Origin of the sequence: Sphingomonas sp. Leaf10 (genome assembly GCF_001421245.1) — a bacterium.
Lineage (GTDB): Bacteria > Pseudomonadota > Alphaproteobacteria > Sphingomonadales > Sphingomonadaceae > Sphingomonas.
In genome coordinates this window covers 55,231-81,740 of the sequence record NZ_LMKE01000027.1, presented here as the reverse complement: position 1 = coordinate 81,740, position 26,510 = coordinate 55,231, and the positions used below count along the sequence as shown (strand labels likewise).

The 26,510-nt window shown below is 67.0% G+C and carries 29 protein-coding genes; 14 read left to right on the top strand and 15 right to left on the bottom strand.

The annotated features are described in order from the left end of the window. Positions 1-85: 85 nt before the first annotated feature. The 6 genes from gmk to ASE59_RS14290 all read right to left on the bottom strand — a co-directional run bounded on the left by gmk (position 86) and on the right by ASE59_RS14290 (position 3,846). The gene (gmk, locus tag ASE59_RS14315) at positions 86-748 is read right to left on the bottom strand and encodes a guanylate kinase (RefSeq protein ID WP_056457568.1); all 663 of its coding nucleotides are present in this window, start codon (positions 746-748) and stop codon (positions 86-88) included. Between the two features lie 149 nt (positions 749-897). Then, positions 898-1,104 (bottom strand): hypothetical protein, encoded by a 207-nt coding sequence (locus tag ASE59_RS14310; RefSeq protein ID WP_056457565.1) that lies wholly within the window; start codon positions 1,102-1,104, stop codon positions 898-900. Next, the gene (locus ASE59_RS14305) at positions 1,101-1,319 is read right to left on the bottom strand and encodes a hypothetical protein (protein ID WP_056457562.1); all 219 of its coding nucleotides are present in this window, start codon (positions 1,317-1,319) and stop codon (positions 1,101-1,103) included. Before ASE59_RS14305 ends, ASE59_RS14310 begins: the two co-directional genes overlap by 4 nt. A 223-nt stretch (positions 1,320-1,542) precedes the next feature. After that, positions 1,543-2,928 (bottom strand): class II fumarate hydratase, encoded by a 1,386-nt coding sequence (fumC, locus tag ASE59_RS14300; RefSeq protein WP_056457560.1) that lies wholly within the window; start codon positions 2,926-2,928, stop codon positions 1,543-1,545. A 22-nt stretch (positions 2,929-2,950) separates the two neighbouring features. After that, positions 2,951-3,367, bottom strand: coding sequence for a GNAT family N-acetyltransferase (locus ASE59_RS14295; RefSeq protein ID WP_056457557.1), 417 nt, complete (start codon positions 3,365-3,367; stop codon positions 2,951-2,953). Continuing rightward, entirely contained in the window at positions 3,364-3,846 is a 483-nt protein-coding gene (locus ASE59_RS14290) for an SspB family protein (RefSeq protein WP_056457552.1), read from the bottom strand. The genes ASE59_RS14295 and ASE59_RS14290 overlap by 4 nt, the downstream gene beginning before the upstream one ends. Before the next feature lie 81 nt (positions 3,847-3,927). On the opposite strand from ASE59_RS14290, the gene hisB reads away from it, so the two are divergent. From hisB to hisF, 5 genes are read left to right on the top strand one after another with little or no spacing between them, the layout of a single operon-like run. After that, positions 3,928-4,515 (top strand): imidazoleglycerol-phosphate dehydratase HisB, encoded by a 588-nt coding sequence (gene hisB, locus ASE59_RS14285; protein ID WP_056457605.1) that lies wholly within the window; start codon positions 3,928-3,930, stop codon positions 4,513-4,515. A gap of 1 nt (position 4,516) precedes the next feature. Continuing rightward, positions 4,517-4,822 carry a YciI family protein gene (locus tag ASE59_RS14280; protein WP_235515785.1) on the top strand — a complete coding sequence of 102 codons (306 nt, stop codon included), beginning with the start codon at positions 4,517-4,519 and terminating at the stop codon, positions 4,820-4,822. Further along, a complete protein-coding gene (hisH, locus tag ASE59_RS14275) occupies positions 4,819-5,418 on the top strand; it encodes an imidazole glycerol phosphate synthase subunit HisH (protein ID WP_056457549.1) in 600 nt (199 codons plus the stop codon). The genes ASE59_RS14280 and hisH overlap by 4 nt, the downstream gene beginning before the upstream one ends. Beyond that, on the top strand, positions 5,406-6,134 hold the full coding sequence (gene hisA / locus ASE59_RS14270) for a 1-(5-phosphoribosyl)-5-[(5-phosphoribosylamino)methylideneamino]imidazole-4-carboxamide isomerase (protein WP_056457546.1): 729 nt from the start codon (positions 5,406-5,408) through the stop codon (positions 6,132-6,134). The genes hisH and hisA overlap by 13 nt, the downstream gene beginning before the upstream one ends. Continuing rightward, a complete protein-coding gene (gene hisF, locus ASE59_RS14265) occupies positions 6,131-6,901 on the top strand; it encodes an imidazole glycerol phosphate synthase subunit HisF (protein WP_056457543.1) in 771 nt (256 codons plus the stop codon). The genes hisA and hisF overlap by 4 nt, the downstream gene beginning before the upstream one ends. 135 nt (positions 6,902-7,036) lie before the next feature. Here hisF and ASE59_RS14260 read toward each other — a convergent pair whose 3' ends face one another. From ASE59_RS14260 to petA, 4 genes are read right to left on the bottom strand one after another with little or no spacing between them, the layout of a single operon-like run. Then, positions 7,037-7,588: an adenine phosphoribosyltransferase gene (locus ASE59_RS14260; RefSeq protein ID WP_056457541.1), complete on the bottom strand. Its 552-nt coding sequence runs from the start codon at positions 7,586-7,588 to the stop codon at positions 7,037-7,039. Further along, positions 7,585-8,451, bottom strand: coding sequence for a cytochrome c1 (locus ASE59_RS14255; protein WP_056457538.1), 867 nt, complete (start codon positions 8,449-8,451; stop codon positions 7,585-7,587). Before ASE59_RS14255 ends, ASE59_RS14260 begins: the two co-directional genes overlap by 4 nt. Positions 8,452-8,461: 10 nt before the next feature. Next, the gene (locus tag ASE59_RS14250) at positions 8,462-9,784 is read right to left on the bottom strand and encodes a cytochrome b (RefSeq protein ID WP_056457535.1); all 1,323 of its coding nucleotides are present in this window, start codon (positions 9,782-9,784) and stop codon (positions 8,462-8,464) included. A 10-nt stretch (positions 9,785-9,794) separates the two neighbouring features. Continuing rightward, entirely contained in the window at positions 9,795-10,379 is a 585-nt protein-coding gene (petA, locus tag ASE59_RS14245; RefSeq protein ID WP_056457532.1) for a ubiquinol-cytochrome c reductase iron-sulfur subunit, read from the bottom strand. A gap of 249 nt (positions 10,380-10,628) precedes the next feature. On the opposite strand from petA, the gene ASE59_RS14240 reads away from it, so the two are divergent. The 3 genes from ASE59_RS14240 (at position 10,629) to ASE59_RS14230 (ending at position 13,769) form a co-directional block, all read left to right on the top strand. After that, positions 10,629-11,324, top strand: coding sequence for a peptidylprolyl isomerase (locus tag ASE59_RS14240; protein ID WP_056457530.1), 696 nt, complete (start codon positions 10,629-10,631; stop codon positions 11,322-11,324). 23 nt (positions 11,325-11,347) lie between these two features. Then, entirely contained in the window at positions 11,348-12,376 is a 1,029-nt protein-coding gene (queA, locus tag ASE59_RS14235; protein WP_056457528.1) for a tRNA preQ1(34) S-adenosylmethionine ribosyltransferase-isomerase QueA, read from the top strand. Positions 12,377-12,440: 64 nt separating this feature from the next. Then, a complete protein-coding gene (locus ASE59_RS14230; RefSeq protein WP_056457525.1) occupies positions 12,441-13,769 on the top strand; it encodes an amidohydrolase in 1,329 nt (442 codons plus the stop codon). A gap of 305 nt (positions 13,770-14,074) precedes the next feature. On the opposite strand, the gene glsA is transcribed toward ASE59_RS14230, so the two are convergent. The 5 genes from glsA to gspL all read right to left on the bottom strand — a co-directional run bounded on the left by glsA (position 14,075) and on the right by gspL (position 19,708). Next, positions 14,075-14,992, bottom strand: a complete 918-nt coding sequence (gene glsA / locus ASE59_RS14225) for a glutaminase A (RefSeq protein ID WP_082458472.1) — start codon at positions 14,990-14,992, stop codon at positions 14,075-14,077. Between the two features lie 265 nt (positions 14,993-15,257). After that, entirely contained in the window at positions 15,258-16,484 is a 1,227-nt protein-coding gene (locus tag ASE59_RS14220) for a type II secretion system F family protein (RefSeq protein WP_056457519.1), read from the bottom strand. Between the two features lie 169 nt (positions 16,485-16,653). Next, on the bottom strand, positions 16,654-18,135 hold the full coding sequence (locus ASE59_RS14215) for a GspE/PulE family protein (RefSeq protein WP_268795287.1): 1,482 nt from the start codon (positions 18,133-18,135) through the stop codon (positions 16,654-16,656). After that, entirely contained in the window at positions 18,132-18,626 is a 495-nt protein-coding gene (gene gspM, locus ASE59_RS14210; RefSeq protein WP_056457516.1) for a type II secretion system protein GspM, read from the bottom strand. The genes ASE59_RS14215 and gspM overlap by 4 nt, the downstream gene beginning before the upstream one ends. Continuing rightward, on the bottom strand, positions 18,623-19,708 hold the full coding sequence (gene gspL / locus ASE59_RS14205) for a type II secretion system protein GspL (protein ID WP_235515784.1): 1,086 nt from the start codon (positions 19,706-19,708) through the stop codon (positions 18,623-18,625). The genes gspM and gspL overlap by 4 nt, the downstream gene beginning before the upstream one ends. Positions 19,709-19,775: 67 nt before the next feature. Here gspL and gspG point away from each other — a divergent pair, with 67 nt between their 5' ends. The 6 genes from gspG to ASE59_RS14175 all read left to right on the top strand — a co-directional run bounded on the left by gspG (position 19,776) and on the right by ASE59_RS14175 (position 26,470). Next, the gene (gene gspG / locus ASE59_RS14200) at positions 19,776-20,228 is read left to right on the top strand and encodes a type II secretion system major pseudopilin GspG (RefSeq protein ID WP_056457597.1); all 453 of its coding nucleotides are present in this window, start codon (positions 19,776-19,778) and stop codon (positions 20,226-20,228) included. Between the two features lie 107 nt (positions 20,229-20,335). Beyond that, positions 20,336-20,791 (top strand): prepilin-type N-terminal cleavage/methylation domain-containing protein, encoded by a 456-nt coding sequence (locus ASE59_RS14195; protein WP_056457514.1) that lies wholly within the window; start codon positions 20,336-20,338, stop codon positions 20,789-20,791. Between the two features lie 74 nt (positions 20,792-20,865). Next, the gene (gene gspI / locus ASE59_RS19320; RefSeq protein WP_414899191.1) at positions 20,866-21,285 is read left to right on the top strand and encodes a type II secretion system minor pseudopilin GspI; all 420 of its coding nucleotides are present in this window, start codon (positions 20,866-20,868) and stop codon (positions 21,283-21,285) included. Continuing rightward, on the top strand, positions 21,282-22,064 hold the full coding sequence (locus ASE59_RS14185; RefSeq protein WP_056457511.1) for a type II secretion system protein N: 783 nt from the start codon (positions 21,282-21,284) through the stop codon (positions 22,062-22,064). The genes gspI and ASE59_RS14185 overlap by 4 nt, the downstream gene beginning before the upstream one ends. 8 nt (positions 22,065-22,072) lie before the next feature. Next, positions 22,073-24,118: a type II secretion system secretin GspD gene (gene gspD / locus ASE59_RS14180; protein WP_235515782.1), complete on the top strand. Its 2,046-nt coding sequence runs from the start codon at positions 22,073-22,075 to the stop codon at positions 24,116-24,118. Positions 24,119-24,250: 132 nt separating this feature from the next. After that, entirely contained in the window at positions 24,251-26,470 is a 2,220-nt protein-coding gene (locus ASE59_RS14175) for a TonB-dependent receptor family protein (RefSeq protein ID WP_200913296.1), read from the top strand. The last annotated feature ends 40 nt before the right edge of the window (positions 26,471-26,510 follow it).

Sequence of the window (26,510 nt, the reverse complement as noted above, 5' to 3'; positions counted from 1 at the left end):
AGATCACCCTCGACATATTCCTCGCCAGAAAACGCCTGTTGAGTCCGAGGTGAACACTCCCCCCTTCCAGGGAGGGGAATGAACGTCACTCGCCGGGCGCGCGCAGCAATTTACGGATGAAGCCGATCAACCCGGTCTGGCGCGACCGGCGCAGGCGTTCGGCGGCGAGGATCGTCTGCACCTTGCGGAAGCAATCCTCGACATCGTCGTTGACCAGAACATAGTCATAGCTGTCCCAATGGCTGACCTCTGCCGCGGCACGCGCCATGCGAGCGTCGATCACCTCGACACTGTCGGTGTTGCGCGACACCAGCCGCTGGCGCAGTTCGGCCATCGACGGCGGCAGGATGAAGACGCGGACGACATCGCCGCCGGCGATCTGGAACAGCTGCTGCGCGCCCTGCCAGTCGATATCGAACAGCACGTCCTTGCCCGCGCTCAGCATCGCTTCGACCGGCGCGCGCGGCGTGCCGTAGCGGTTGCCGAACACATGCGCCCATTCGAGGAATTCGTGATCCGACACCATGCGCCGGAATTCCTCGAGATCGACGAAATGATAGTCCTTGCCGTCGACTTCCCCTTCGCGCGCGCCACGGGTGGTGGCGGATACCGACATCGACAGGTCGTTTTCGGCAGCCAGCAACTTGCGTGCGATCGTCGATTTGCCGGCACCGGACGGAGAGGACAGTACGAACAACACCCCCCGGCGCTTGAAGCCGTGAAGGTCGGGGTCTGGCAGATGGCTCATGACCGGGCCTCATCGCGCGGGGCACGGCACGGCGTCAAGGGGCGACGGCAACCCGTCGCCCCTTGCGGTAATCCGATTGCGCGGATCGAGTGCCGTCCCGATCGACCGGGCGGGTGCGGTTCCCACCATCGGCGGGAACCGCGAACCTTTCAGTAGCCGCGTCGCATCTTGTCGAGCTTGCGGCGATCATAGGCCTTCTTGGCCACATAGCCGCCGCCTAGGATCATACCGAGCGGCCCCATGCGCCGCATCGCGCTGCCGGCCAGCCAGCCCATCGCAGCACCCTTGGCCCCGCCGCGCCCGTCGCGGCGATCCACCTCGCGTCCGACCAGTGCGCCGATAATCCGTCCGATCATGCTGCATCCTCCGTTTCGAACAGTTGCGCCTTTAGTTCGCCGGCACCGCGCAAGACGGCCCAGCCGACGGCATAGGTAATTGCCATGGGCACGACGACTTTCAGCACATTGGCAACGACCGCACCCTTAATGGCCCCATCGAAGCTCGAATCATCGTCGCCGCTCATCTTGTCGATGGCGGCACCGACCAGTGCGCCTATCGTCGTTGCACCCATATCTTCCTCGCTAACATTATACGGATACAGCGCGGGACGGGCCGGTATGTTCCCTGCGACCATCACCTGCCGACCACCCGCCCAAGCCAAAGTTCACGAAGTTCACACTCGTGCAGCTTGCAAGCATCGCGCGCGATCATCGAACCGCTGCGTCAAAAAGCCAAGGCGGCGAGGCCCGAACAGCAACATCGCACAGACACGCCCTGTAGGACAGTGATCGCGCCTATCCGACCATCGTCTCCGGCCGTACCAGCCGGTCGAACGTCGCTTCGTCGACCAGTCCCAGCGCCAGCCCGGCTTCGCGCAGCGTCAGCCCCTCATGGTGCGCGTGCTTGGCGATGTTCGCGGCATTGTCATAGCCGATCTCGGGCGCCAGCGCGGTGACCAGCATCAGCGAGCGTTCGACCAGATCGGCGATCCGCGCCCGGTTCGGCTCGATCCCGTCGATGCAGCGCTCCGCGAAACTGACCATGCCGATCGACAGCAGGTCGATCGAGCGCAACACCGCCGCGCCGATCAACGGCTTGAAGACGTTGAGTTCCAGATGCCCCTGCATCCCGCCGACCGTTACCGACAGGTGATTGCCCATCACCTGTGCTGCGACCATCGTCAGCATTTCGCACTGGGTCGGATTGACCTTTCCCGGCATGATCGAACTGCCCGGCTCGTTGGCGGGCAGGTCGATCTCGCCCAGCCCCGAACGCGGCCCCGATCCCAGCAAGCGGATGTCGTTGGCGATCTTGGTCAGCGCGACTGCCAGCGTGTTGAGCGTGCCAGACAGCTGGACCAGCGGATCGTTCGACGCCAGCGCCTCGAACTTGTTTGGCGCCGTGACGAAGGCGTGACCGGTGATCGTCGCGATCTCCGCTGCAACCGCCTCAGCAAAGCCGGGCGCGGCGTTCAGCCCGGTGCCGACCGCCGTGCCGCCCTGCGCCAACCGTAACAGGTCGCCTTCGGCTGCCTGCAACCGCCGCTTCGCGTCGCGCAACTGCGCGACATAGCCCGAGAATTCCTGCCCCAGCGTCAGCGGCGTCGCATCCTGCAAATGGGTGCGGCCGATCTTGACGATATCGGCCCAGTCCTGTGCCTTCGCCTCCAGCGAGCCCGCCAGCCGGTCGAGCGCGGGAAGCAGGTCGCGGTTCAGCGCGACGACCGCCGCGACATGCAGCGCGGTCGGGAAGCTGTCGTTGGACGACTGGCCCTTGTTGACGTGATCGTTGGGATGCACCGGCGTCTTGCCGCCGCGCGTTCCGTTCAGCGCTTCGTTGGCGCGTCCGGCGATCACTTCGTTGGCGTTCATGTTCGACTGGGTGCCGCTGCCGGTCTGCCATATGACCAGCGGGAATTGATCGTCGAGCTTGCCGGCGATCACCTCGCCTGCCGCCGCTTCGATCGCATCGGCGATTCGAGCGTCGAGGCCATGGGCGCGGTTCACCCGCGCCGCCGCCTGCTTCACGATCGCCAGCGCATGGACGATGCCGGTCGGCATCCGTTCGGACTGGGGGAAGGGGAAATTCTCGATCGATCGCTCGGTCTGCGCGCCCCAATAGGCCTTCGCGGGAACCTCGATCGCGCCGATCGAGTCGGTTTCGGTACGGGTATCGGTCATGCGACGAAAACCCGTGGCCGCGTCAGTCGATCCGTTTCGACAAGAAGAAGCGGGAATGGCCCGGCGGGAAATCATCGATCGTCCCGAAATGTGCGAAGCCCAGCTTTTCGTAGAAACCGCGCGCCTGAAAGCTGAACGTGTCGAGCCAGATGCCGATACAGCCTGCCTCCCGCGCCAACGCCTCGGCACGCTGCATCAGGTCGCGGCCGATCCCCTGCCGTTTCCGCTCGGGCGACACCGCCAGGAACTCCACGAACAGCCAGCGATAGCCGATCTTGCCCCACAGCCCGCCGGTGATCGTACCCGTTTCTTCGCGGACGACGATCGCCACCTGTCGCCGTTCGGTCGAGCCGACTGCCGCATCGTTATGCGCCGACAGGATGCGCAGGATCGCCTCACGCTCGCCCTCACCGGGGTTCGCGACGACCTCGACCGTCACTTCTTGCGCTTGAAATCCACGGCGACGACGTTCGACCCGTCCTCGCTTGTCGCGATGGGCGCGTCGTTTTCGGGCGGATCATGCGGTTCGGGTTCATCGCCCGGCTCGTCGTTCGCCTGAAAGCGAAGTTCGAAATTGACCGCCGGATCATGGAAACCGGTGATCGCGGCAAAGGGGATGACCAGCGTCGACGGGATGCCGCCGAAGCTCAAGCCGACCGAAAAGCGTTCGGCATCGACGGTCAGATCCCAGAAACGGTGCTGGATGACGATCGTCATCTCGTCCGGGAAGCGTTCGATCAGTCGCTTGGGGATGTCGACGCCGGGGGCCTGCGTCTTGAAGGTGATGTAGAAGTGATGCTCGCCGGGCAGCGCACCGGTGGCGGAGACCTGCCCGAGCACGCGTCCGACGACGGCGCGCAGAGCTTCCTGGACGATCTCGTCATACGGGATCAGGCTGTCGGCGACGGGCTGGTTCATGGGCCTTGGGTTAGCGACGTTTGCCCGCCCGTCAAGATTCGTTGCGTTGCATGGGACACCACAGGCGCTATGGACACGGCCATGCGCACCGCCACTATCGCCCGCAAGACCAGCGAGACGTCGATCGACGTCACGGTCAATCTCGACGGCACCGGCACCTATGACGTGTCGACCGGCGTCGGCTTTTTCGACCACATGCTCGAACAACTCAGCCGCCATTCGCTGATCGACCTGACCGTCCGCACCGTCGGCGACCTGCATATCGACGCGCACCACACCGTCGAGGATACCGGCATCGCCATTGGGGAGGCGTTTGCCAAGGCGCTGGGCGACAAGCGCGGCATCCGCCGGTACGGCGACGCGCTGTCGCCGATGGACGAGACGCTGACCCGCGTCGCATTGGACATTTCGGGGCGGCCATGGCTGGTGTGGAAGGTGAACTTCACGCAGGCGAAGCTCGGCACGATGGATACCGAGATGTTCGGCCATTTCTGCCACAGCTTCGCGCAGGCCGCCGGCATCACGCTGCACGTCGAGACGCTGTACGGCACCAACAACCATCATATCGCCGAGAGCATTTTCAAGGGGCTGGCCCGCTCCTTGCGTACCGCGACCGAGATCGACCCGCGTAAGAGTGACGCCATCCCGTCGACCAAGGGAGTATTGTGACATGGTAGCCCGTCCGATGCAGCCGATGAGCCTCGCGATGCTCACCTATGTGAAGCCGCTTGAAGAGGTCGATCTACACCGTGAGGCGCATGTCGCGTGGATCAAACAGGCGATGGAACAGGGTATCATGCTGCTCGCCGGCCGCCGCAATCCGCCGACCGGCGGCGTGCTGCTGTTCCGGGGTGAGGAGGACGCGGTGCGCGCGGTTGCGGAAACCGACCCGTTCGTCGTAAACGGCGTCGCGACGGTCGAGATCGTCGCCTTCACCATGACGCTGGCGATGGACCAGATCGGCGAGCTGTTTTGATCGCACTGATCGATTACGGCGCAGGCAATCTCCATTCGGTCGCCAATGCGCTGAAGGCGGCGGGTGCGCAGGACTTGTCGATCACCGCCGACCCGGAGGCGGTACGGCGCGCCGATCGCATCGTCCTGCCCGGCGTCGGTGCGTTCGCCGCCTGCATGAACGGCCTGCGCGCGATCCCCGGCATGGTCGAGGCGATGCGCGAACGGGCGCTTGACGGCGGTGTGCCGTTCCTCGGCGTGTGCGTGGGGATGCAGTTGCTCGCCACGACCGGCGAGGAGTTCGGGGTTCATGCCGGGCTTGGCTGGATCCACGGCAGCGTCCGCCGCCTGCCCGCCGCGCCCGGCGTCACCGTCCCGCATATGGGGTGGAACGATGTCGTGCCGAACGTCGAGCATCCGCTGCTGGTGCCGGGCGAGGCTTATTTCCTGCACAGCTATGCGTTCGATGGCGATCAGGTGCTCGCCACCACCGACCATGGCGGCCCGGTGACGGCGGCGATCGGTCGCGACAATCTGCTGGGCGTGCAGTTCCACCCCGAAAAGAGCCAGCGCTATGGCATCGCGCTGCTGGAAAGGTTTCTCGAATGGCGTCCCTGACCATATTTCCCGCCATTGACCTGAAGGGTGGGCAGATCGTCCGGCTGGCCGAGGGCGATATGGACCGCGCTACCGTCTATGGCGACGATCCGGCGCATCAGGCGCGGCTGTTCGCCGATGCCGGGGCGGATCACCTGCACGTCGTGGACCTCGATGGCGCGTTTGCAGGTGAGTCGGTCAACGGCGATGCGGTTGCCGCGATCCTGAAGGCGTTTCCGGGGCGGGTGCAGCTGGGCGGCGGTATCCGCAACCGCGCCAATGTCGATCGCTGGATCGACCTCGGCGTCGCGCGGGTCGTGATCGGCACCGCCGCACTCGAAGACCCTGATTTCGTCCGTGAAGCCGCCGCCGCCTGTCCCGGCCAGGTCGTCGTCGCCGTCGACGCCTGGGACGGCATGGTCGCGACGCGCGGCTGGGCCGATGTGTCGAGCGTCTCGGTCACCGACCTCGCCCGCCGGTTCGAGGATGCCGGCGTCGCCGCGTTGCTGTTCACCGATGTCGGCCGCGACGGCATGCTGAAGGGCTGCAATGTCGAGGCGACCGCCGCGCTGGCCGCTGCCGTCTCCATCCCGGTCATCGCCAGCGGCGGGGTGGCGGGAATCGAGGATATCCATGCGCTGAAGGGCAAGGCCGGGATCGAGGGCGTCATCACCGGCCGCGCGCTGTATGACGGCCGCCTCGACCTGGCCGAGGCGATCCGGGTCGCCGCCGCATGACGGTGCGTGCGCGCGTCATCCCCTGTCTCGACGTCCATGCCGGGCGGGTGGTGAAGGGCGTAAACTTCGTCGAACTGCGCGATGCCGGCGATCCGGTCGAACAGGCCCGCGCCTATGACGCGGCCGGTGCCGACGAACTCACTTTCCTCGACATTGGTGCCAGCCATGAGGGGCGCGACACGATCATCGACGTCGTGCGGCGGACGGCGGAGGTATGCTTCATGCCGCTGACCGTCGGCGGCGGGGTGCGATCGCCCGACGATGCGCGGGCGCTGCTGCTGGCGGGGGCGGACAAGGTCGCGGTCAATTCGGCGGCCGTCGCTCGGCCCGAACTGGTCGCCGATATCGCCGACCGCTTCGGCAGCCAGTGCGTCACCGCCTCGGTCGATGCGCGGCGTAGCGACGGGCGTTGGGAAGTCTTCACCCATGGCGGCCGGCGGGCAACGGGAATCGATGCGATCGAACATGCGCTTCGCCTTGCCGAACTCGGTGCCGGCGAGTTGCTGGTCACCTCGATGGACCGCGACGGGACGCGTGATGGCTATGACCTCGACCTGATCCGCACCATCGCCGATGCGGTGGCGGTGCCGGTGGTGGCGTCGGGCGGGGTGGGCACGCTCGACCATCTGGTCGCCGGGATCACGCAGGGTCATGCCAGCGCGGTGCTGGCAGCGTCGATCTTCCATTTTGGCGAGGCGTCGGTGGCGGATGCGCATCTCGCGCTGGCGGCGGCGGGAGTGCCGGTTCGGTCACCGGCTCAGGGGTAAATCGTCAGCTACTGAACGAAATCACCCTCACCCTTCCGCGACTTCGCCGCTCCCTCCCTCTCCCGGCGGGAGAGGGAGGGGCCCGCCCGGCAAAGCTGGGTGGGAAGGGTGAGGGTGACATGCGTTTCGCTGCTGCTAGTCCCCCGGAAACGCCACCAGCGCCGACACCGCGATCCCTTCCGCGCGAAGCGACTCCGCCCCGCCCAGATTGGGCAGATCGATCGCGAACACCGCCTGCTCGACCGTCGCACCGGCCTTGCGCAACAACCGCACCGCTGCCCGCGCCGTGCCGCCGGTCGCGATCAGGTCGTCGACCAGCAACACCCGCGCGCCCGGTGCACAGGCATCGGCATGAATCGCGATCCGGTCGGTGCCATATTCCAGCGCATAATCCTCGGCGATCGTCGCGCCGGGCAATTTGCCGTCCTTGCGGATCAGCAACACCCCCGCGCCCAGCGCCAGCGCAACCGCAGGCGCGAAGACGAAACCGCGTGCCTCGATCCCGGCAACCAGATCGATCGGCCCCTCGACGGCCGCCACCATCGCATCGACCGCCAATCGCAACCCTTCCGGGTCGAGGATCAGCGTCGTGATGTCGCGGAACTGGATGCCCGGCTTCGGAAAGTCGGGAATGGTACGGATGCGCCGGGCGATCTCGACCGACCCGGCGGCATCCGGTCCACTCAATGCTTCATGCCCCGCCAGATATTGCGATAGGCACCGAAGGCGAGGCCGGTGAAGATCAGCAGGAAGATCACCGCGGCGACACCCCAGGTATGACGCTTCTGCAGGTTCGGCTCGGCGGTCCAGGTCAGGAACGCCGCTACGTCCTTCGCCATCTGGTCGACGGTCGCGCGGGTGCCGTCCTGATACTGGACCTGATCGGTCCCGGTCAGCGGCGGCGCCATGGCGAGGTTGAGCGTCGAGAAATAGCGGTTGAAGTGCAGCCCCTCGGGCGTCTTTGCTTCGGGGAACTTGCGCAGCAGCTCGGCCGGCTGCGCGCTGTATCCGGTCAGCAGCGAATAGACGTAATCGGAACCGTCGTCGCGCGCCTTGGTCATCAGCGACAGGTCGGGCGGCACCGCATTGTTGTTGGCGGCGCGCGCGGCGACATCGTTGGCGAAGACCAGCGGGAAACGATCGGACGGCAGGTTCTTGCGCGTCGCGGCTTCACCCGTTTCCGGGTTCACGCTCGGCTGTTCGATCGCCCAGTCGGTGGCGATCGTCTTGATCTGCCCTTCGTCATAGCCGAGCGCAGCCAGATCGCGGAACGACACCAGCCGCAGCGAATGGCACGCCGAGCAGACTTCCTTGTACACCTGGAAACCGCGCTGGAGCTGCTGGTTGTCGAAGGTGCCGAACAGCCCCGCCGATTGCAGCCCGGCGTCGCGCGGCTTCAGGTGGAATTCATGCTCGGCGGAATGGACCGGCTCGTCATGGATCATGCCGCTGACGGTCGAAAACACACCGAGCAGCAGCGCGAACAGGAAGCCTGCGCCGACAACGAGGTTGAGGTTGCGGGCGAGAAAACGGGAAGCGAAGGAGAGCATCGTGGTTCCCTTACTCGGCCGCAGCCGGGTTATGCCCCGGAAGGACGGACCCGTGGGCGGCGGTCTGTGCGGGCGAGGTGCCGCCCTCGCCCTTCAGCACCGCTTCGGTGATCGAATTGGGCAGCGGGCGTGGACGCTCCATCGCCGACACGATCGGCAGCACGACCAGGAAATGCGCGAAATAATATCCCGCCGCGATCTGGCTGAGCAGCACCGTGATCGGCGTCGCCTCCGCCCCGCCCAGATAGCCGAGCACCAGCACGTCGACCAGTAGCACGATCAGGAACAGGCGATAGGTCGGACGATAATTGGCCGACTTCACCGGCGACTTGTCGAGCCACGGGAGGAAGAACAGCAGCAGGATCGAGCCGAACATCGCCAGCACCCCCCACAGCTTTGCGGGAAAAATGAAGTCGACGGTGAACGCCTTCAGGATCGCGTAGAACGGCAGGAAATACCATTCGGGGACGATATGCGCCGGCGTGGAAAGCGGGTTGGCCGGGATGTAATTGTCGGGGTGACCCAGGAGGTTCGGCGCGAAGAAGATCAGCGACGCGAACACGATCAGGAATACGCCGAGGCCGAACCCGTCCTTTGCGGTGTAATAGGGGTGGAAGGGCACGGTATCCTGCGGCCCCTTCACCTCGACGCCGGTCGGGTTGTTCGAGCCGGGGATATGCAACGCCCAGATGTGCAGGATGATGACGCCCGCGATCACGAACGGCAGCAGATAGTGGAGCGAGAAGAAGCGGTTGAGCGCGGCATTGTCCGGCGCATAGCCGCCCAGCAGCCAGATGCGGATCGTCTCGCCCACCCCCGGTATTGCCGAGAAGAAGCCGGTGATGACCTGCGCACCCCAGAAGCTCATCTGCCCCCAGGGGAGGACATAGCCCATGAACGCGGTCGCCATCATCAGCAGGAAGATGACCACGCCCAAGAGCCACACCATCTCGCGCGGCGCCTTGTACGACCCGTAATAGATGCCGCGGGCGATGTGTGTGTAGACGACGATGAAGAACATCGACGCGCCGTTGGCGTGGGCATAGCGCAGGAACCAGCCCGACGGCACGTCGCGCATGATGCGTTCGACCGAATCGAACGCCACCGCGCCGTTGGCGGCATAATGCATCGCCAGCACGATGCCGGTGATGATCTGCACCGCCAGCGCGGCACCGGCCAGCACGCCAAAATTCCAGAAATAGTTGAGGTTGCGCGGCACCGGGTAACCGGCACCGACCGCGTTATAGACCAACCGGGGAAGCGGCAGCTTCTCGTCCAGCCAGCGCATCAGCGGCTGTTTCGGTTCGTAATGCTTGGCCCAGGGGAAGCTCATGACTCTCTCCTCAGCCGACCGTCACGACGGTGTCGGACGTGAATGCATATTCGGGAACGTGCAGGTTCTGCGGCGCAGGCCCCGAGCGGATGCGCCCGGCGGTGTCGTAGGCCGACCCGTGGCACGGGCAGAAATAGCCGCCGAACGGACCCTTGTTCTCGCCCTCGCCCGCGCCCAGCGGCACGCAGCCGAGATGGGTGCAGACGCCGAGCGTAATGAGCCAGTTGTTCTTGCCGGTCTTGGTCCGCTCTTCCAGCGTCTGCGGATCGCGCAGTTCGCTCAGCGGGACCGCATCGGCCTCGGCAATTTCCTTCGGCGTCAGGTTGCGCACGAACAACGGCTGCTTGCGGAACGTCGCCTTGATCGCCTGTCCCGGCTCGATCGCCGACAGGTCGATTTCGGTCGTCGACAGCGCCAGCGTGTCGGCGGCGGGCGACATCTGGTTGATGAGCGGCAGCGCGATCACGCCCGCGCCGACCCCGGCAAATGCCACCGCGCCGATCGACAGATAGTCGCGCCTGCGGGGGTTGTCCGGCCCGCCGTCCAGCGCGGTTGCGCCGCCTGCGGGTACGTGCTGATCGTCGTCAGTCGCCATTCAACAGCCCTTGTCGTCGAGCGCATTTTGCGCCCTGCCCCTCTCCGGTCGCTTTCGTGGAAGCGACGCCGGACCGATCGGTTCTCCGTCCAGTCGCATGGGGTGATAGCCGGGCGTTCGACCGTTTGCCAATCCCTTTTGCCGAAACCGCACGGTCACGGCCGAACTGATGTTCAGATTGGCGCAAGCGACGACATGGTCTATGCGCCGCTGCCTGACCCAATATCCCTCGCGTGTTCCGGGAACTCCATGCGTCGTATCGCCCTTCTGTTCGCCTTTCTCGCCTCGTTCCTCGCGCTGCCTGCCATGGCGCAGGTCATGGACGTGCCGGGACGCGCCCCGCCGCCATCGACGACGGACACACGCAACCTGTGGATCCTCGACCTGTCGACCGGCGGGCGGGTCACGATCTGGCTGCGTCCCGACGTCGCACCGAAGATGGTGTCGCGGATCAAGACGCTGACGCGCGAAAAATTCTACGACGGCCTGGCCTTCCACCGCGTGATCGACGGTTTCATGGCACAGGGCGGCGATCCCGATGGCGACGGTACCGGCGGGTCGAAGCTGCCGAACGTCGAAAAGGAGTTCAACTACCTGCCGCACGTTCGCGGCGCGGTGGCGGCGGCGCGTGCCAATGACGAGAACAGTGCGAACAGCCAGTTCTACATCATGCTCGCCCCGCGCCTCTCGCTGGACAAAAAATACACGGTGTTCGGCCGCGTGATCGACGGCATGCAATATGTCGACGCGATCGAGAAGGGCGAACCGCCAGCCAACCCGTCGCGCATCGTCCATGCCTATGTCGGCAGCGACAATCCGCCGCCCTATCAGGCGGTAGCGCCGGTCGCCCTGCCCGAGACGGTCGCGCCGCTGCCTGCGACGACGCCGCGCGCCAAGCCGACCGCCGCCGCACCGAAGCGGGCCCAGCCCAAGCCTGCTCGCTAACCTTCAGCCGTAGTTCGCGTCCGATGCATGTCGACCTGTTCGATTTCGAGCTGCACGCCGACCGGATCGCGCTGCGCCCCGCCGCCCCGCGCGATACGGCGCGGATGCTGTTGCTTGACGGCGACGCCACGCTCGACCGCGGTGTGCGCGACCTGCCCAACTGCCTGCGGCCGGGCGACCTGCTGGTGTTCAACGACACCCGCGTAATCCCTGCGCAACTGGAGGGGCGGCGCGGCGACGCGACGATCGGCGCGACGCTGCACAAGCGCGAGGGGCCACGCCGCTGGCGCGCGTTTGTGCGCAACGGCCGGCGCCTGCGCGACGGCGACACGATCAATTTCGGCGCGGGCGTGACTGCGATCGCCGGTGACCGGGGGGAGGATGGCAGCTTCGCGCTCGACTTTGCCGGCGACGAACCGGTCGAGCTGCTGCTGGATCGTGCCGGGCGCATGCCGTTGCCGCCCTATATCGCCGCCAAGCGCGGTGGCGCCGATGCCCGCGATGCCGAGGATTACCAGACGCTGTTCGCGCGCGAGGCGGGCGCCGTTGCTGCGCCCACCGCGGCGCTGCACTTCACGCCCGAATTGATGGCGGCGCTGGAAGCGGCCGGGATCGGCCACGCCACGCTGACGCTACATGTCGGTGCTGGCACCTTCCTGCCGGTCAAGGCGGAGGATACCGACGACCACCGGATGCACGCCGAATGGGGCCGCATCGACGCCGCGACCGCCGAGCGACTGAACGCCGTCCGCGCCGCCGGGGGCCGCGTGATCGCGGTCGGCACCACCAGCCTGCGCCTGATCGAAAGCGCCTGCGACGATACCGGACAGGTCCAGCCGTTCGAGGGCGACACCGCGATCTTCATCACGCCGGGGTACCGGTTCCGCGGCATCGACGGGCTGATGACCAACTTCCATTTGCCCAAATCGACGTTGTTCATGCTGGTATCGGCATTGATGGGGCGGGAGCGGATGAAAGCCGCTTACGCTTATGCCATCGAGCATGGCTATCGGTTCTATTCCTACGGGGATGCTTCGCTGCTGCTCCCGTAATCCGAAACCCCTCGACACCCGCCCCAAAGCCGATAGCTTGGTGTCCCAAAGGGGACCTTCGACAATGCGCAAGCTGATCGCCACCGCCGCCTGCCTGTTCGCCGCGACGCCGGCCATGGCCGAACCCGATTGGGCACCTGCCGTCCGCGCCGACTACAAGGCGTCGCTGGGAAGCATGTGGGACTGGTTCCATCGCAACCCCGAATTGTCGTTCAAGGAGGTGAAGACCGCCGAACGCATGGCGACCGAACTGCGCGCCGTGCCGGGCATGCAGGTCACCACCGGCATCGGCGGTACCGGCGTCGTCGGCGTGCTGAAGAACGGGTCCGGGCCGACCGTGCTGGTCCGCGCCGATATGGACGGGCTGCCGGTGGAGGAGAAATCGGGCCTGCCCAATGCCAGCAAGGCACGGCAGGTCGGCGTCGACGGGGTCGAGGCACCGGTGATGCACGCCTGTGGCCACGACACGCACATCACGGCGATGGTAGGTACCGCCCGCCGGCTGGCCGCGCTGAAAGACCGGTGGAAGGGCACGATCGTGTTCATCGTCCAGCCCGCCGAGGAACGCGTCGGCGGGGCGAAGGCGATGCTGGCCGACGGGCTCTATAGCCGCTTCCCCAAGCCCGACTATGCGCTGGCCTTCCACGTCGCGGCCGGGCTGCCGGCGGGCATGGTGTCGGCATCGGAGGGCATCCAATATTCGTCGTCGGACTCGGTCGATATCGACGTGCCGGGTATCGGCGCGCACGGTGCCAGCCCGCATGCCGGCAAGGACCCGGTCTATATGGCGTCGCAACTGGTGATCGCGTTGCAGGGCCTGATCAGCCGCGAGCGCCAGCCGCTCGACCCCGGCGTCATCACCGTCGGATCGTTCCATTCGGGGCTGAAGCACAACATCATCACCGACATGGCGAAATTGCAGGTGACGGTCCGCGCCAATGACGAGGGCACGCGCAAGCAGCTGCTCGACGGAATCAAGCGCGTTGCGGGCGGCATCGGCACGCTGAACGGCATGCCGGCCGACAAGATGCCGGTAGTGAAGGTGATCGAAGGCACGCCGACGACGATCAACGACGCGCCGCTCGCCCGGCGTCTCAACGCCGTCATGGCGACCACGCTGGGGCCGAAGAACGTCGTGCCGTTCGAACAGACCGGCATGGGCGCGGAGGACTTCGCCTATCTGGTCCAACCCGATTCACGGGTGAAGGGCTATTATTTCGCGGTCGGCGGCACGCCGATGGCGGACATTACCGCTGCGAAGAATGGCGGGCCGCCGGTCCCGTCGCACCACTCGCCGCTGTTCAAGATCGCGCCGGAGCCTTCGATCGTGACGGGGACGATTGCGATGACGGCGGCGGTGCTGGATCTGCTGGGGCCGGCTTCGGGAAGCTGACCTACCCGTTTCCATCCCGTTTGGTTCGAGCAGTTTCGAGCTTGTCGAGAAACGTCCGTCGAGAACGGGTCGCTTGGGACACCCCCTTCTCGACTACGGTTCTCGACAAGCTCGAACCTCCGCTCGAAGCGAACGGGGGTGTGAGCGTAGCCGAGACCGCCTCCAATCCGTTCATCCTGGGTAGCCACTGAGCTTGTCGAAGGGGCGTATCAAAGGACCGCTTGGGGCAGATGCTTCGATACGGGTCTTCGACAAGCTCAGCCCCTACTCAGCACAAACGGTTTGCGCGTGCGGATAGGACCACCCTACCCGAACACCGACCAATCCGCCTTGTCCGCCAGCAACTCCAGCGCGCGCACGCCAAGGATCGAATTCCCCTGCCGGTCGAGATTGTTCGACCACACCGCGATCGACGCGACCTGTGGCACGATGGCGAGGATGCCGCCGCCTACCCCGCTCTTGGCCGGCAACCCGACACGATAGGCGAAGTCGCCCGACCCGTCATATTGCCCGCTGGTCGTCATCAGCGACAGCAACCGCCGCGTCCGCTTGGCCCGCTTGTCGCCCTCCGCGTCGCCGGTCCGCGCGGTGCGGGTCAGGAACAGGCCGGTCCTGGCCAGCGACTTCGCATCGATCTCGATCGCGCATTGATGGACATAGGCTTCCATCACCTCGTCGATATCACAGTGCAGATTGCCGTGATGCTTGGCGAAGCTCATCATCGCGCGGTTCAGATCGCCGCCCTTGCGCCCGCTTTCCAGCACGTCGTCGTTGAGGATGACGTCGGCCAGCCGCGCCTGTTCGCGGACGAATTCGACCACGGCGCGCGCCGACGCATCGTCGCCCTTATGCTCGACCAGAATGTCGCACACCACCAGCGCCCCGGCGTTGATGAACGGGTTGCGGGGGATGCCCTTGTTGCGTTCGAGGTCGACGATCGAGTTGAACGGATCGCCCGACGGCTCGCGGCCGACCCGCTTGAACACCTTGTCGCCGCACGCCTCGAGCGCGAGTTCGAGCGCGAACACCTTGGCGATGCTCTGCAGCGGGAAGCGGATGTGGGAATATCCGCCGTGGAACAGGCCACCATCGGGCGTCGCCACCGCCATGCCGAACCAGTCGGGCGGATAGTCGTGTCCCGCATCGGCCGCGCGCTCGATCTCGGCGGCGTTGGCGGTGATTTCCTCCGTCACCTCGGCGACGATGCGGGCGAGGTCGGTCATGGCAATTCCTTGGAAAGAGGCAGGTTGCAATAGCATGGCGGACCGAAGATTCGAACCGTACCACGGCGCAGGCGGAGATATGGTCTTCAGAACAGGTCGACATGCAAACGCAGGGCAACAAAGTTACTCCCCTCCCTGAAAGGGAGGAGCTGGGGGTGGGTTGGCCCGCGAGGGAAGGTCACGCCCGCCAACCGGCCAACCCACCCCCGACCCCTCCCTTTCAGGGAGGGGAAAGGTCGAACGGATCTTCGAATGTCGATCGGCCCTAAATCTGCACCAGATTGTTCAGGTTGATGATCGGCAGCAGGATCGCCAGCACCATCATCAGCACCAATCCGCCCATGAGCAACAACACCATCGGCTCGACCAGCGCGACCAGCGTCGCGACCAGTGCATCGAGTTCGCGCTCCAGTTCGCCCGACGCCCGGTCGAGCGCAGGCGCCAGCCGCCCCGACGTCTCGCCCGACGCGACGATCGCGACCAGCATCGAGGGGAAGATTTCCGCCTCTGCCATCGCCGCACGCAGCGACAGTCCCTCGCGCACCCGCGCCGCGACGGTCAGCGCCTTGTCGCGCACGAAGCGGTTGGGGGTGACGGCGGCGGCGGCGTGCAACGCCTCGACCAGCGGCACCGCACTGCCGACCAATGTCGCAAGGCTGCCGGCGAAGCGCGCGGCATTATGCTGGCGACTAAAGCGACGGAACGGCGCGCGCGTCGCCAGCCGCCGGTCGACCGCCAGCCGGTTGCCCGGCACTTTCAGCCAGCGCGCACCGACGAGGAACAGGATCAGCGCCGCGACCGCGACGACCAGCCCGTAATTCTGGATGAACGCCGACAGCGCGATCAGCGCGCGTGTGAGAAACGGCAATTCCGCCCCGCGCGACACGAACACGCGAACGATGTCGGGCACGACATAGACCATCAACAGCACCATCATGCCGAAGCTGACCGTCGCCAGCAGCGCCGGATAGAGCAGCGCCAACTGCATCTTCTGGCCATTGGCCTGCCGCGTCTCGACGAAATTGGCGAGGTGGTTGAGCACGTCGGGCAGCCGCCCCGATTGCTCCCCCGACGCGACCGACGCGCGGTAGAATTCGGGAAATGCCTTGGGATGCCGCGCCAGCCCCTGCGCGAAGCTGCGCCCGTCGAGGATCGCGGCGCGCACGTCGAGCAGCAGCGCGTTGACCGCCGCATTGTCCGCCTGCCCGGCGACGATGCGCAGCGATTCCTCGATCGAGATGTCCGATCCGACCAGCGTCGCGATCTGTCGGGTGAGCGTCGCCAGCGCCTTGGCCGACACGCCGCGCCGGAACAGGCGGGGAAGCTGGATGCTGCCGAGCTTGGGGCCGCGTTCCGCGGCTTCCTCGACCGAGAGCGGGAGTTCGCCGCGTTCGCGCAGCATGGCGCGCGCGGCGGCGGGGCTGGAGGCTTCGATCACGCCCTTGACGGTCGCACCGGTGCGGGACGCGGCGCGATAGGTGTAGGCGGTCATTGCAGCATCCACCCCAACCCAACCCACTCCGTTCGGTTCGAGTAGCGATCGAGCTTGTCGAGAGCGCGTATCGAGAACGGGGTTCCGCTGGGCGGGAGTTCTCGACGGACCCTTCTCGACAAGCTCGAAGCTGCTCGAACCGAACGGAGGAATTTAGGACAAAGGGTAATCACCCCTCGTCCCGCACGACCCGCGCGACCTCCTCGACCGTCGTCACCCCGGCCTTCACCTTCGCCACCCCGTCGTCGAGCAGCGCCGGATTGTCGACCCGCGCCGCGCGCTCCAGCTCCGCCTCGGCCACGCCATTATGGATCATCGCCTGCAACCGGTCGTCGACGGCGACGACCTCGTACAATCCGGCGCGTCCGCGATAGCCCTCGTCGTGGCACGCCTCGCATCCGCCCTTGCGCCACAATTTCTTGCCCGGCTTGATCGCCCCGCCCACCAGCACGCTATCGGCCTCGGTCGCGCGGTCCTGCCAGCGGCAGTGCACACACAACCGCCGCACCAGCCGCTGTGCGACCAGCCCGACCAGCATCGGCGCCAGCAGATAGCGTTCGACCCCCATGTCGATCAGCCGCGTGACCGATCCGATCGCGGTGTTGGTGTGCAGCGTGGAGAGCACGAAATGCCCGGTCATCGACGATCGCACCGCCGTCTGCGCCGTTTCCTGATCGCGGATTTCGCCGACCATGATGACGTCGGGGTCCTGCCGCAAAATCGCGCGCAGTCCCCGCGCAAAGGTCATGTCGGTGCGCGGATTGACCTGCGTCTGGGCGATGCCGGCCAGCTCATATTCGATCGGATCCTCGACCGTCATCACGTTGCGACGGCGATCGTTCAGCCGGGTCAGCGCGGTATAGAGCGTCGTCGTCTTGCCCGAACCGGTCGGCCCGGTGACCAGCAACAGCCCGTGCGGCCGCTCCAGCAACCGCCCGAACACCGCTTCGTCGCGCTCCGACATGCCGAGGCCCGCCAGATCGAGCATCATGCCGCCGCGTTCGAGCAGGCGCAGCACCACCCGCTCGCCATGCTGGGTCGGCATGGTCGATACGCGCGCATCGACATCATGCCCGCCGATGCGCAGCGTCACGCGCCCGTCCTGCGGCGTGCGGCGCTCGGCGATGTCCAGCTTCGCCATGACCTTGATCCGGCTGACCAGCAGCGGCGCGAGCGCGCGCGGCGGCTCGACGATGTCGCGCAAGACGCCATCGATGCGGAAGCGGACGACCAGCCGCTTTTCCTGCGTTTCGACATGGACGTCGGACGCGCCTTCCTTGATCGCCTCCAGCAGCAGCGCGTTGATCAGGCGGATGACCGGCGAATCGTCGCGCGCGTCGAGCAGGTCGTCGACCGCCGCCGCGCTGTCGGCCAACGCCGCCAGATCGGTTTCGGCGAGTTCGATATCGGCAGCGGTCGAAGCGCTGCCGCCATAGCTGGCCTGCAACGCGGCATCGAACGCGGCGTCGTCCAGCGCCACGAACGGGATGCCCGGCGCGACCCGCTGCACCTCCAGCATCGCGTCCAGCGTCGCATCGCTGCGGTGGACACATTCCATGCCTTGCGCGCCCAGCCGGATCAACACGCCGCCCTTGCGGGCATAGCCGTAGGGCAGACGGACCGGTTCGGCATGGAGCAGCGTGTCGGTCACGGCTGGAACTCCACGGTCGCATTGACCCGGCCGGAGGTGCCCCCCCGCTGCATCGTCACCCGCCGCACGCCGATCGTGCTGGTCGATGCGACCGAACTTAGCCACGTCACCACCGCCGGATAGGGCGCGTCGGTCAGCGTCGCGGTGACGCCGCCATTCGCCTCCGCCACGGTCGGCTGCAACCCGGCGGTGGCGGCGGCCGACGCGATCACGCTTTGCGGCGGTCCGGCAGCGGTCGTCTGGGGCGCGCTGTCGAGCCGTCCGGCAGCGCGTACGCGGGCCATCAGCGTCTCGGCCTGACGGATATCGGCGCGTGCCTGTGCCCTTGCCGCCTGCACCGGCTTGACCACGCCATAGACCAGCACCACCCCGGCAAGCAGCGCCGCCAGCACGCCGACCAGCACCCGCTCACGCGTGGTCAACCCCTGCCACCAGCCGTCGAACCGGGCGAGGGCCGCCTCGATCCGGGCGATTTTCCGCACGACGATCATGCCCCGCGCGCCACGATGCGCAGGGTGCCGCCGGGCGCGGCGCTGACCTGTGCCGCGACGCCCGCCGCCGAAAATGCCGCGCGCAGCCGGTCGGCCATGCCGGTTTCGGGCGACTGGCAGTCGAGCGTCAGTGCATTTCCTTCGAAATCCATGCGGTTGACCACCAATGCCGGGCCGATCGGCGACAGCGCCCCTGCGACGCGCGACAGCAACGGCACGAAACGGTTGCTGCCGGTCGGACGCGGCAGCAAGTCGGCGACTCGTACCATGAAATCATCGCCGCCAGTCGGCACCGACGGCGCGGTCGTCGCCACCAGTTGCTGCAACGCCGCCTGCCGCCGCGCGGCGATTCGCTCGAGCATCAGCGTGTCGGCGACCGCGATCACCCCATGCGCCAGCGCGGCCAACCCAAGGATCATCGCCACCTTGCGCGTCGTGCTCGGCCACGCCGTCCGGCGGCGGGCATATACGCCTTGCCGCAGATCGATCGGCGCGGCAGCGATGCGGTCGCTGAAAGGCGCGGGTGGGAAGGCGGCACCGTCGCCCGCCATCGCCTCCGGCAGCGGTTCGCCCAGTGCCTGCACCACCGGCCGCCCCGCCGCCTCCCACGCGGCGACCAGCATCGGCAGCGGGATGGCGAAGCCGGTGCCGCCGGCGGCGCGGACCAGCGCGCGTCCGCCGCTCACCTCGACGCTCCACCCGTCGACCGGTGCCGGCAGCATCAGCGCGTCGGGCACGAACGCCGCCGCCCCGATCCCGGCGGCGTCCGCGATCGCCACCCATTCGGACATGACGCCGTGCCGCACCACCGCGACCAGATAACGCCGGTCGCCGATCGCATCGCCGAGCGCGAGGTGGACCGCGTCGATCGGATCGGCGATCCGGTCCTCGACCGCGAAGGGCAGTGCCGCCAGCCGCTTCGCGCGGTTCGGCAGCGGCAGGTCGACGGCGAGCAGAAGGACCGATTCGGACGGGACGAGCAAGGTTGTTGCCGCGACCGTCGCATCGACTAATATGGCTTTGCCGCCCGCGACAGCCCACACGCCGGCGGCCGGACCGGCGGGGGCGGGTTCGATTGTCACAATGGCTTCATCGTGTGGACGCATTGGGGCGTTGATGCGCATCTTATTCCGAAAGTTTCGTGACACCTTGGCCGCGAACCCCGCCGCCCGCAAGGTTTCTGTCCCAACCCATGAGGCGGGGCTGACATTGGTCGAAATGATCGTCGTGCTGGCGATCATCGCGCTGGTCGCGGCGCTGATCGTGCCGAACGTCATCAACCGCCCCGATCAGGCGCGGGTGACGACCGCCGGCACCGACATCAAATCGATCTCCGCCGCGCTGAAAATGTACCGACTGGACAATGGCGACTACCCGACGACGACGCAGGGACTGAAGGCGCTGGTCGAGAAACCGACCCAGCCGCCCGTTCCCGGCGCCTATCCGCCCGATGGCTATCTGTCGCAAATGCCGCAGGACCCTTGGGGCAATCCCTATGTCTACGAATCGACCGGCGGGCGCTTTGCGATCAAGTCGCTCGGCAAGGACGGCAAGCCCGGTGGCGAGGGGCTGGACGCCGATATCGACGGGACGGCGCGCTGAGCGACAGCACGCTCTTTCGTCGCCCCCGCGCAGGCGGGGGTCCATATACGCCGACGCCGCGAATCCATCGCGACCATCGGCGGCAATGGATTCCCGCCTGCGCGGGAATGACGAAGGGGCATGCCCAATCCGGCATGACCCTGATCGAGATGCTGATCGTCCTCGCCATCATCGGCGTGGCGGCGGGGGCGGTCAGCCTCGGCATCGGCGCCGCCACCCGCGCGCCCAACGTCGAGGCGGAGGCACGGCGCTTCGCCGTGCGGCTGCAGGCGGCGGCCGACGATGCGATGCTCGGCGACCAGCTGATCGCGCTGACCACCGAAACCCATGGCTATGGCTTTGCCCGCGTCGGGGCGAAAGGGCTGACCCCGCAGACCGAAGGACCGCTGGCGTTCCACACCCTGCCCGGCGGCATGGTGATGACGCTCGACACCGCGCCGCCGGTGATCCTCGGCGTCGACGGGACCGGGCAACCGCTGGGCGCGACGATCAGCGGCGGGGACCAGACGTGGCGCGTGCAATATGACGGCATCACCGCCCGCGCGACGAAGGTGACGCAATGATCCTCCCCATAACATGGGGAGGGGGACCAGCCATAGGCTGGTGGAGGGGCGTCGCCGCACACGCTGCCGTTGCGTTGCGCCGCGCTCCCCCTCCACCATCCGCTTCGCGGACGGTCCCCCTCCCCGCGGGCGGGGAGGATTTGGGACAAGCCGGCTTTTCTTTGATCGAGGCGATGGTGGCGCTGGCGGTATTGGCGATCGCCACGGTAGGGCTGATCGGCGCGGTCGAGCAGCATATCGATTCGACCCGCGGCGTCGAACGCCGCGCGATCGCGATGTGGGTGGCCGAAAACCGGCTGGCCGATTTGGAAGTGGGGACACCGGAGGCGAATGCGGGATCGGTCGACATGCTGGGACGGCAATGGAGCGTGGCGGTGAGCCGGACCGCGACCAGCGATCCCGCGCTCGACCGGGTGACGATCACCGTCGCCCCGGCGGGTGAGGCGGCGGCGATGGCCCGGCTCGACGGCTTTCTGCGCAAGGACGCGCTGTGATCGTCGTCAGGCGCCTCGCCGCCCGCGAACGCTGGGTCGACTGGCTCGCCGCCGCCGCGATCGTGTCGGTCGCGTTCGCGCTCGCCGGTCTCGTCTGGCGGATGGCGGGCCATGCCGGCACCGGCGCGATCACCGTGCCGAGCGAGGCACGCACCCGCGCGGTCACCGTCGACACCGGCCCGGCGGTCGCGTGGCAGCCCTTCGGCAGCCCGACCGCCGCCGACGCGACCAGCCCGACCGGTATCCAGGCTGTACTGAAGGGCGTGGTCTTTGCCCGCCCCGCCGAACTGTCGATTTCGTTCGTGGCGATCGGCAGCGAACCGGCCAAGCCGTACAAGGTGGGCGACGCGCTGGCCGGCGCGCAGGTGACCGAGATCCGCCGCGACCGCATCATCCTGAACAATGGCGGGCGGCTCGAATATCTCGCCTTCCCCGATCCGTTCGGGCGGGTGACGCCGACCCCCGGCCAGCCCGCCCCCGCCCCCGTCATCGGCCAGACCGCCCCCGCCCCCGCCGCTCCGGTGGTCGCCCCCCCGCCCACCGCGCAGGCGGTGCTGTCGCGGCTGAACGCCACGCCGGTCGCGGGCGGTTATGCGATCGGCGCGAACCCGCCGCCCGGTATGCGCGCGGGCGACGTCATCCAGTCGGTCAACGGCGCGGCCATGACCGACCAGTCGGCAGTCAACGCCGCCATCGCCAGCGCCGCCGCATCGGGGCAGGCACAAGTCACCATCCTTCGCGACGGCAAGCCGACCACCGTCTCCATCCCCATCCGTTAGGGTTCCCCGTGCGCCACCGCTTCGCCTCCGCCTTCCTGTCCCTCACGCTCGCCGCGACCATCCTGTCGCCGGTCGCCGCGCAGACGCAGCCTGCCGACATCGTCGTCAACATGCGCGGCGTCGAGATCGCCGACGTGGCCGATCAGATCAGCCGCATCACCGGCCGCACGCTGATCCTCGACCCGACGGTCAAGGGGCAGGTGACGGTCACCTCCGCCGAACCGCTGTCGCCCGGTGGCGTGTGGGAGCTGTTCCAGTCGGTGCTGCGCGCCAACGGCTTCGCGGCGGTCCGGTCGGGCTCGGCATGGCGGATCATTCCGCAAGCCAATGCGGTGCGCGACGGCGGCGTGCGCGGGCGCGGTGTCGGCGGGCAGGAACTGACCACGCGCATGGTGCGCCTGTCGAACGTCCCCTCGGCCGATGCCGCGCGGATCGTGCGCCCGCTGGTCGCGAGCTTCGGCAGCGTCGAACCGCTGACCCAGCCTAACGCGATCGTCGTCACCGACTATGCCGACAATGTCCGCCGGATCGAGGCGCTGGCCCGCTCCCTGGACGGCGGCGGCGGATCGACCTTCGCCACCATCACGCTCCAGAACGGCAACGCCGCCGATATCGCGACGGCGATGCAGGCGGTGCTGGGCGAAGGCGGCGCGCGGGTCGCGGGCGACGCGCGCAGCAACACCATCCTCGTACGCGGCACCCCGGCAGGCGTCGCCGAGGCGCGGCGCATCGCCCAGTCGCTCGACGCGCGCGGTAGCGGCACTACGCCCTCGACCCGCGTGTTCCGGCTGAACTACGCCGATGCCGAAAGTGTGACCGAGGTGCTGCGCGGCATTCTCGGCCAGCAACAATCGGCGTCGAACCCGGTCGCGCGGAGTCTCTCGACCACCAGCCAGCGCAACAATGCCGGTGCGGCGCTGTCGGGCCTGATCGCCAATGGCGGGGCGAGCGCGGCAGGCATCGCCGCAGCAAGCGGCGTCGGCACGGGCACGGGCGGCAGCATCAGCACCGTCGGCCAGAACCAGTCCACCACCCCGGCGCAGGGCTTCACCACTCCCGACATCACGGTCCAGCCTGCCCCCGACATCAATGCCGTCGTCGTACGCGGCACCCCGACCGCCATCGCCCAGATCGAACGCCTGATCCCCGACCTCGACGTCCGCCGTCCGCAGGTGCTGATCGAAGCTGCGATCGCGGAAATTACCGGTGAGGATGCAGAGCGGCTGTCGGTACAGATCGGGACAGCCGGCGCTGCCCTGACCCGGGTGAATGGTGTCGGCACATCGTTCAACAATGGCGGCACATCGCTGGCCGGAATATTGAGTGCCTTGGGCGTGCCCGCTGCCGGCCTGCTCGCGGGAGGCGGCGTTGTCGGCAATTTTAGCGTCGGGGATGATTTCTCGATACTGTTGCAGGCGCTCAGCACCTCGCAAAAGGCCAACCTGCTTTCGACGCCGCAGATCACCGTGCTCGACAACAAGCTCGGCGAGTTCGTCGTTGCGCAGGAAGTGCCGTTCGTCACCGGATCCATCCTGACCGGTAACGGCACCGCCAATCCCTACACAACCATCGAGCGCAAGGACGTCGGCATTACCCTGCGCGTCCTGCCGCGCATCAATGCCGGTGACACGATCCGGCTGGAGGTCAGTCAGGAAGCCTCGTCGATCGCCCCGACCCAGGTCAGCGGCGCTGCCGATATCATCACCAACAAACGTTCGGCCAACACCACCGTCCTCGCCGACAACGGTCAGACGATCGTGCTGGGTGGCCTGACCAGCGACGACTATCAGCGGCTGCGCAGTCAGGTACCAATCCTTGGCAGCATTCCGATCGTCGGCGAATTGTTCAAGAGCCGCCAGGAAAGCCGGCAAAAGCGCACGCTGTTCGTGTTCCTGAAGCCGACGATCCTGCGCGATGGTGCCGACGCAGCGGCCGCAGCACGCAATCGCTACGATCGGTTGCGGCAGGACGAAGTGTTGCAGGGCGACAAACGCAGCCTGTTGCTCAATCCGCCGGCCCCGCGCCTGACGATGGAGATCGACGGAATCTATTGATTTCAACCGTATGAAATAATGCGCTCCATACGGAAATATCTTGATACAATGACGCTATTGATACTGATTATCATCTGACTTAGCGGGTCGCCGAAAGGGGATCCGTTAATGCACATCATTCGCAAAATTCTGTTGGCTACGACCATCGTCGGCGGCACGCTTCCGGCCAGCCTGGCCTTTGCGCAGCCCATTGCTTCGCAGCCGGACGACGACCTGCTCGACGCGATCATCGTCACCGGCTCGCCCGACGATGCGCAGCATACCGGCGGTTCGGTCCAGCGGCTCGATGCCGAGCGACTGCGCACCTTTGCCTATTCGGACGTCAACCGCGTGCTGCGTGCCATTCCCGGCGTCGCCCTGCAGGAAGAGGACGGGTTCGGCCTGCGCCCCAATATCGGCATTCGCGGCTCGGGTACCGATCGCAGCGCGCGCGTGGTGGTGATGGAGGACGGCATCCTCGCCGCCCCCGCGCCCTATGCCGCCCCCGCCGCCTATTATTTCCCGCGCATGGCGCGCATCTCGGCGATCGAGGTCGCCAAGGGACCGGCTGCGATCAAATACGGCCCGTCGACGATCGGCGGTGCGATCAACCTGTCCTCCACGCCGATCTCGACCAAGGACGTCGGCCAATTATCGGCGCAGGGCACCTTGCTGGCCGGCAATTATGGCGGTCGCCGCGTCCATGGCGCGGTCGGCGGCTGGCAGTCGTTGGGCGGCGGTATCGAAGTCGGCGCGATGATCGAGGGGCTGTACGAACAGTCCGACGGCTTCAAGCGCATCGACAGCGGCGGCCCGACAGGCTTCGCGATCCGCGACATGGTGGCAAAGGTCGGCCTGCGCAGCAGCGACGACCGCCATATCGTCGCGTTCAAATATCAAAGCTATGACGAACGAAGCGACGAGACCTATCTCGGCCTGACGCTCTCCGACTTCGTGGCGAACCCGAACCGCCGCTACAATGCCAGCCAGCGTGACCGGATGACCGTCGGCCACAGCACCTATCAGCTGACGTGGCGCTCGATGATCGGCGATGCGGTCGACCTGACGACCACCGCCTATCGTACCGATACCGCGCGCGTCTGGTACAAGCTGCAGGACGTGCGCAACACCGCCAATACCGGCTGGTCCGCGCTTGCCGACGTGCTTGCCGATCCGGGCAGCTATCCCCTGCAATTCGCCGATCTGGTCGGGGCGCCCGGCGTCACCGGCCGGGCGGGTGCGTTGCGGGTACGCGCCAACGACCGCGTCTATCGAACCACCGGCATCCAGTCGGTACTGGGCGCCGACTTCGCGACCGGCGGCCTGACCCATCGGCTGGAGGTATCGGCGCGCTATCACGAGGATTACGAGGACCGGCTGCAACAGGAAGACCGCTATCGCATGGTCGACGGGCGGATGGTGCTGACCAGCGCCGGCGCGCGCGGGACGCAGGACAATCGTCGCGGCGATGCGCGGGCATGGGCGTTCTTCGTCCAGGACCGGATCGAGGCGGGGCTGCTTACCCTGACCCCGGGCCTGCGCTATGAAACGATCGAGCTGCAACAGACCCGCTGGGCGCTGGGCGATGTCGCCCGCACCACCCCGACCGCGCAGGCGACGCGGCGCGTCGACGTGCTGATCCCCGGCGTCGGCGCGGTGCTGCGCGTCGCTGATCAGGTCCGGCTGGTCGGGGGCGCGCATCGCGGCTTCGCGGCGCCGGCGCCCGGATCGACGATCGATCCCGAAACGTCGTGGAATTACGAAGCCGGGGTGCGGCTGGGCGACGGCGACTGGCGGCTGGAGGCGATCGGCTTCCTCAACGACTATCGCAATCTGGTCGGCACCTGTACCGCCTCGACCGGCGTCACCTGCGATCTGGGCGAGCAGTTCGATGGCGGCAGGGCGCGCGCGAAGGGGGTGGAAGTATCGGGCGGCTATATCGTGCCGCTGGGCGCGACGTGGCGGGCGCCGCTGTCGCTCGCTTACACCTACACCGATGCGCGGTTCGGCACGTCGTTCGTCAGCGCCTTTTTCGGCGACGTGACGCGCGGCGACCGCCTGCCCTATCTGCCGCCGCACCAGTTGACGCTGACCGGCGGGATCGATGCCGGCCACGCCCGGGTCAACGCCAGCGTAAACTATGTGACGGAAACGCGCGGCTTCGCTGGATCGGGGACGATCCCGGCTGCCGAGCGGATCAACGGGCGCACGCTGGTCGACCTTTCGGGCGAGGTCGACATCCTGCCGTCGCTAAGCGCCTATGCGACGGTGCAGAACCTGTTCGACACCACCTACAATGTCGCCTTCTCCCCCGCCGGGGCGCGGCCGGGCGCGCCGCGACTGGCGCTGGCGGGTCTGCGCGCGCGGTTCTGAACGAAACGGGGCGGGGACCATGCGGCCCCCGCCCCGCTCG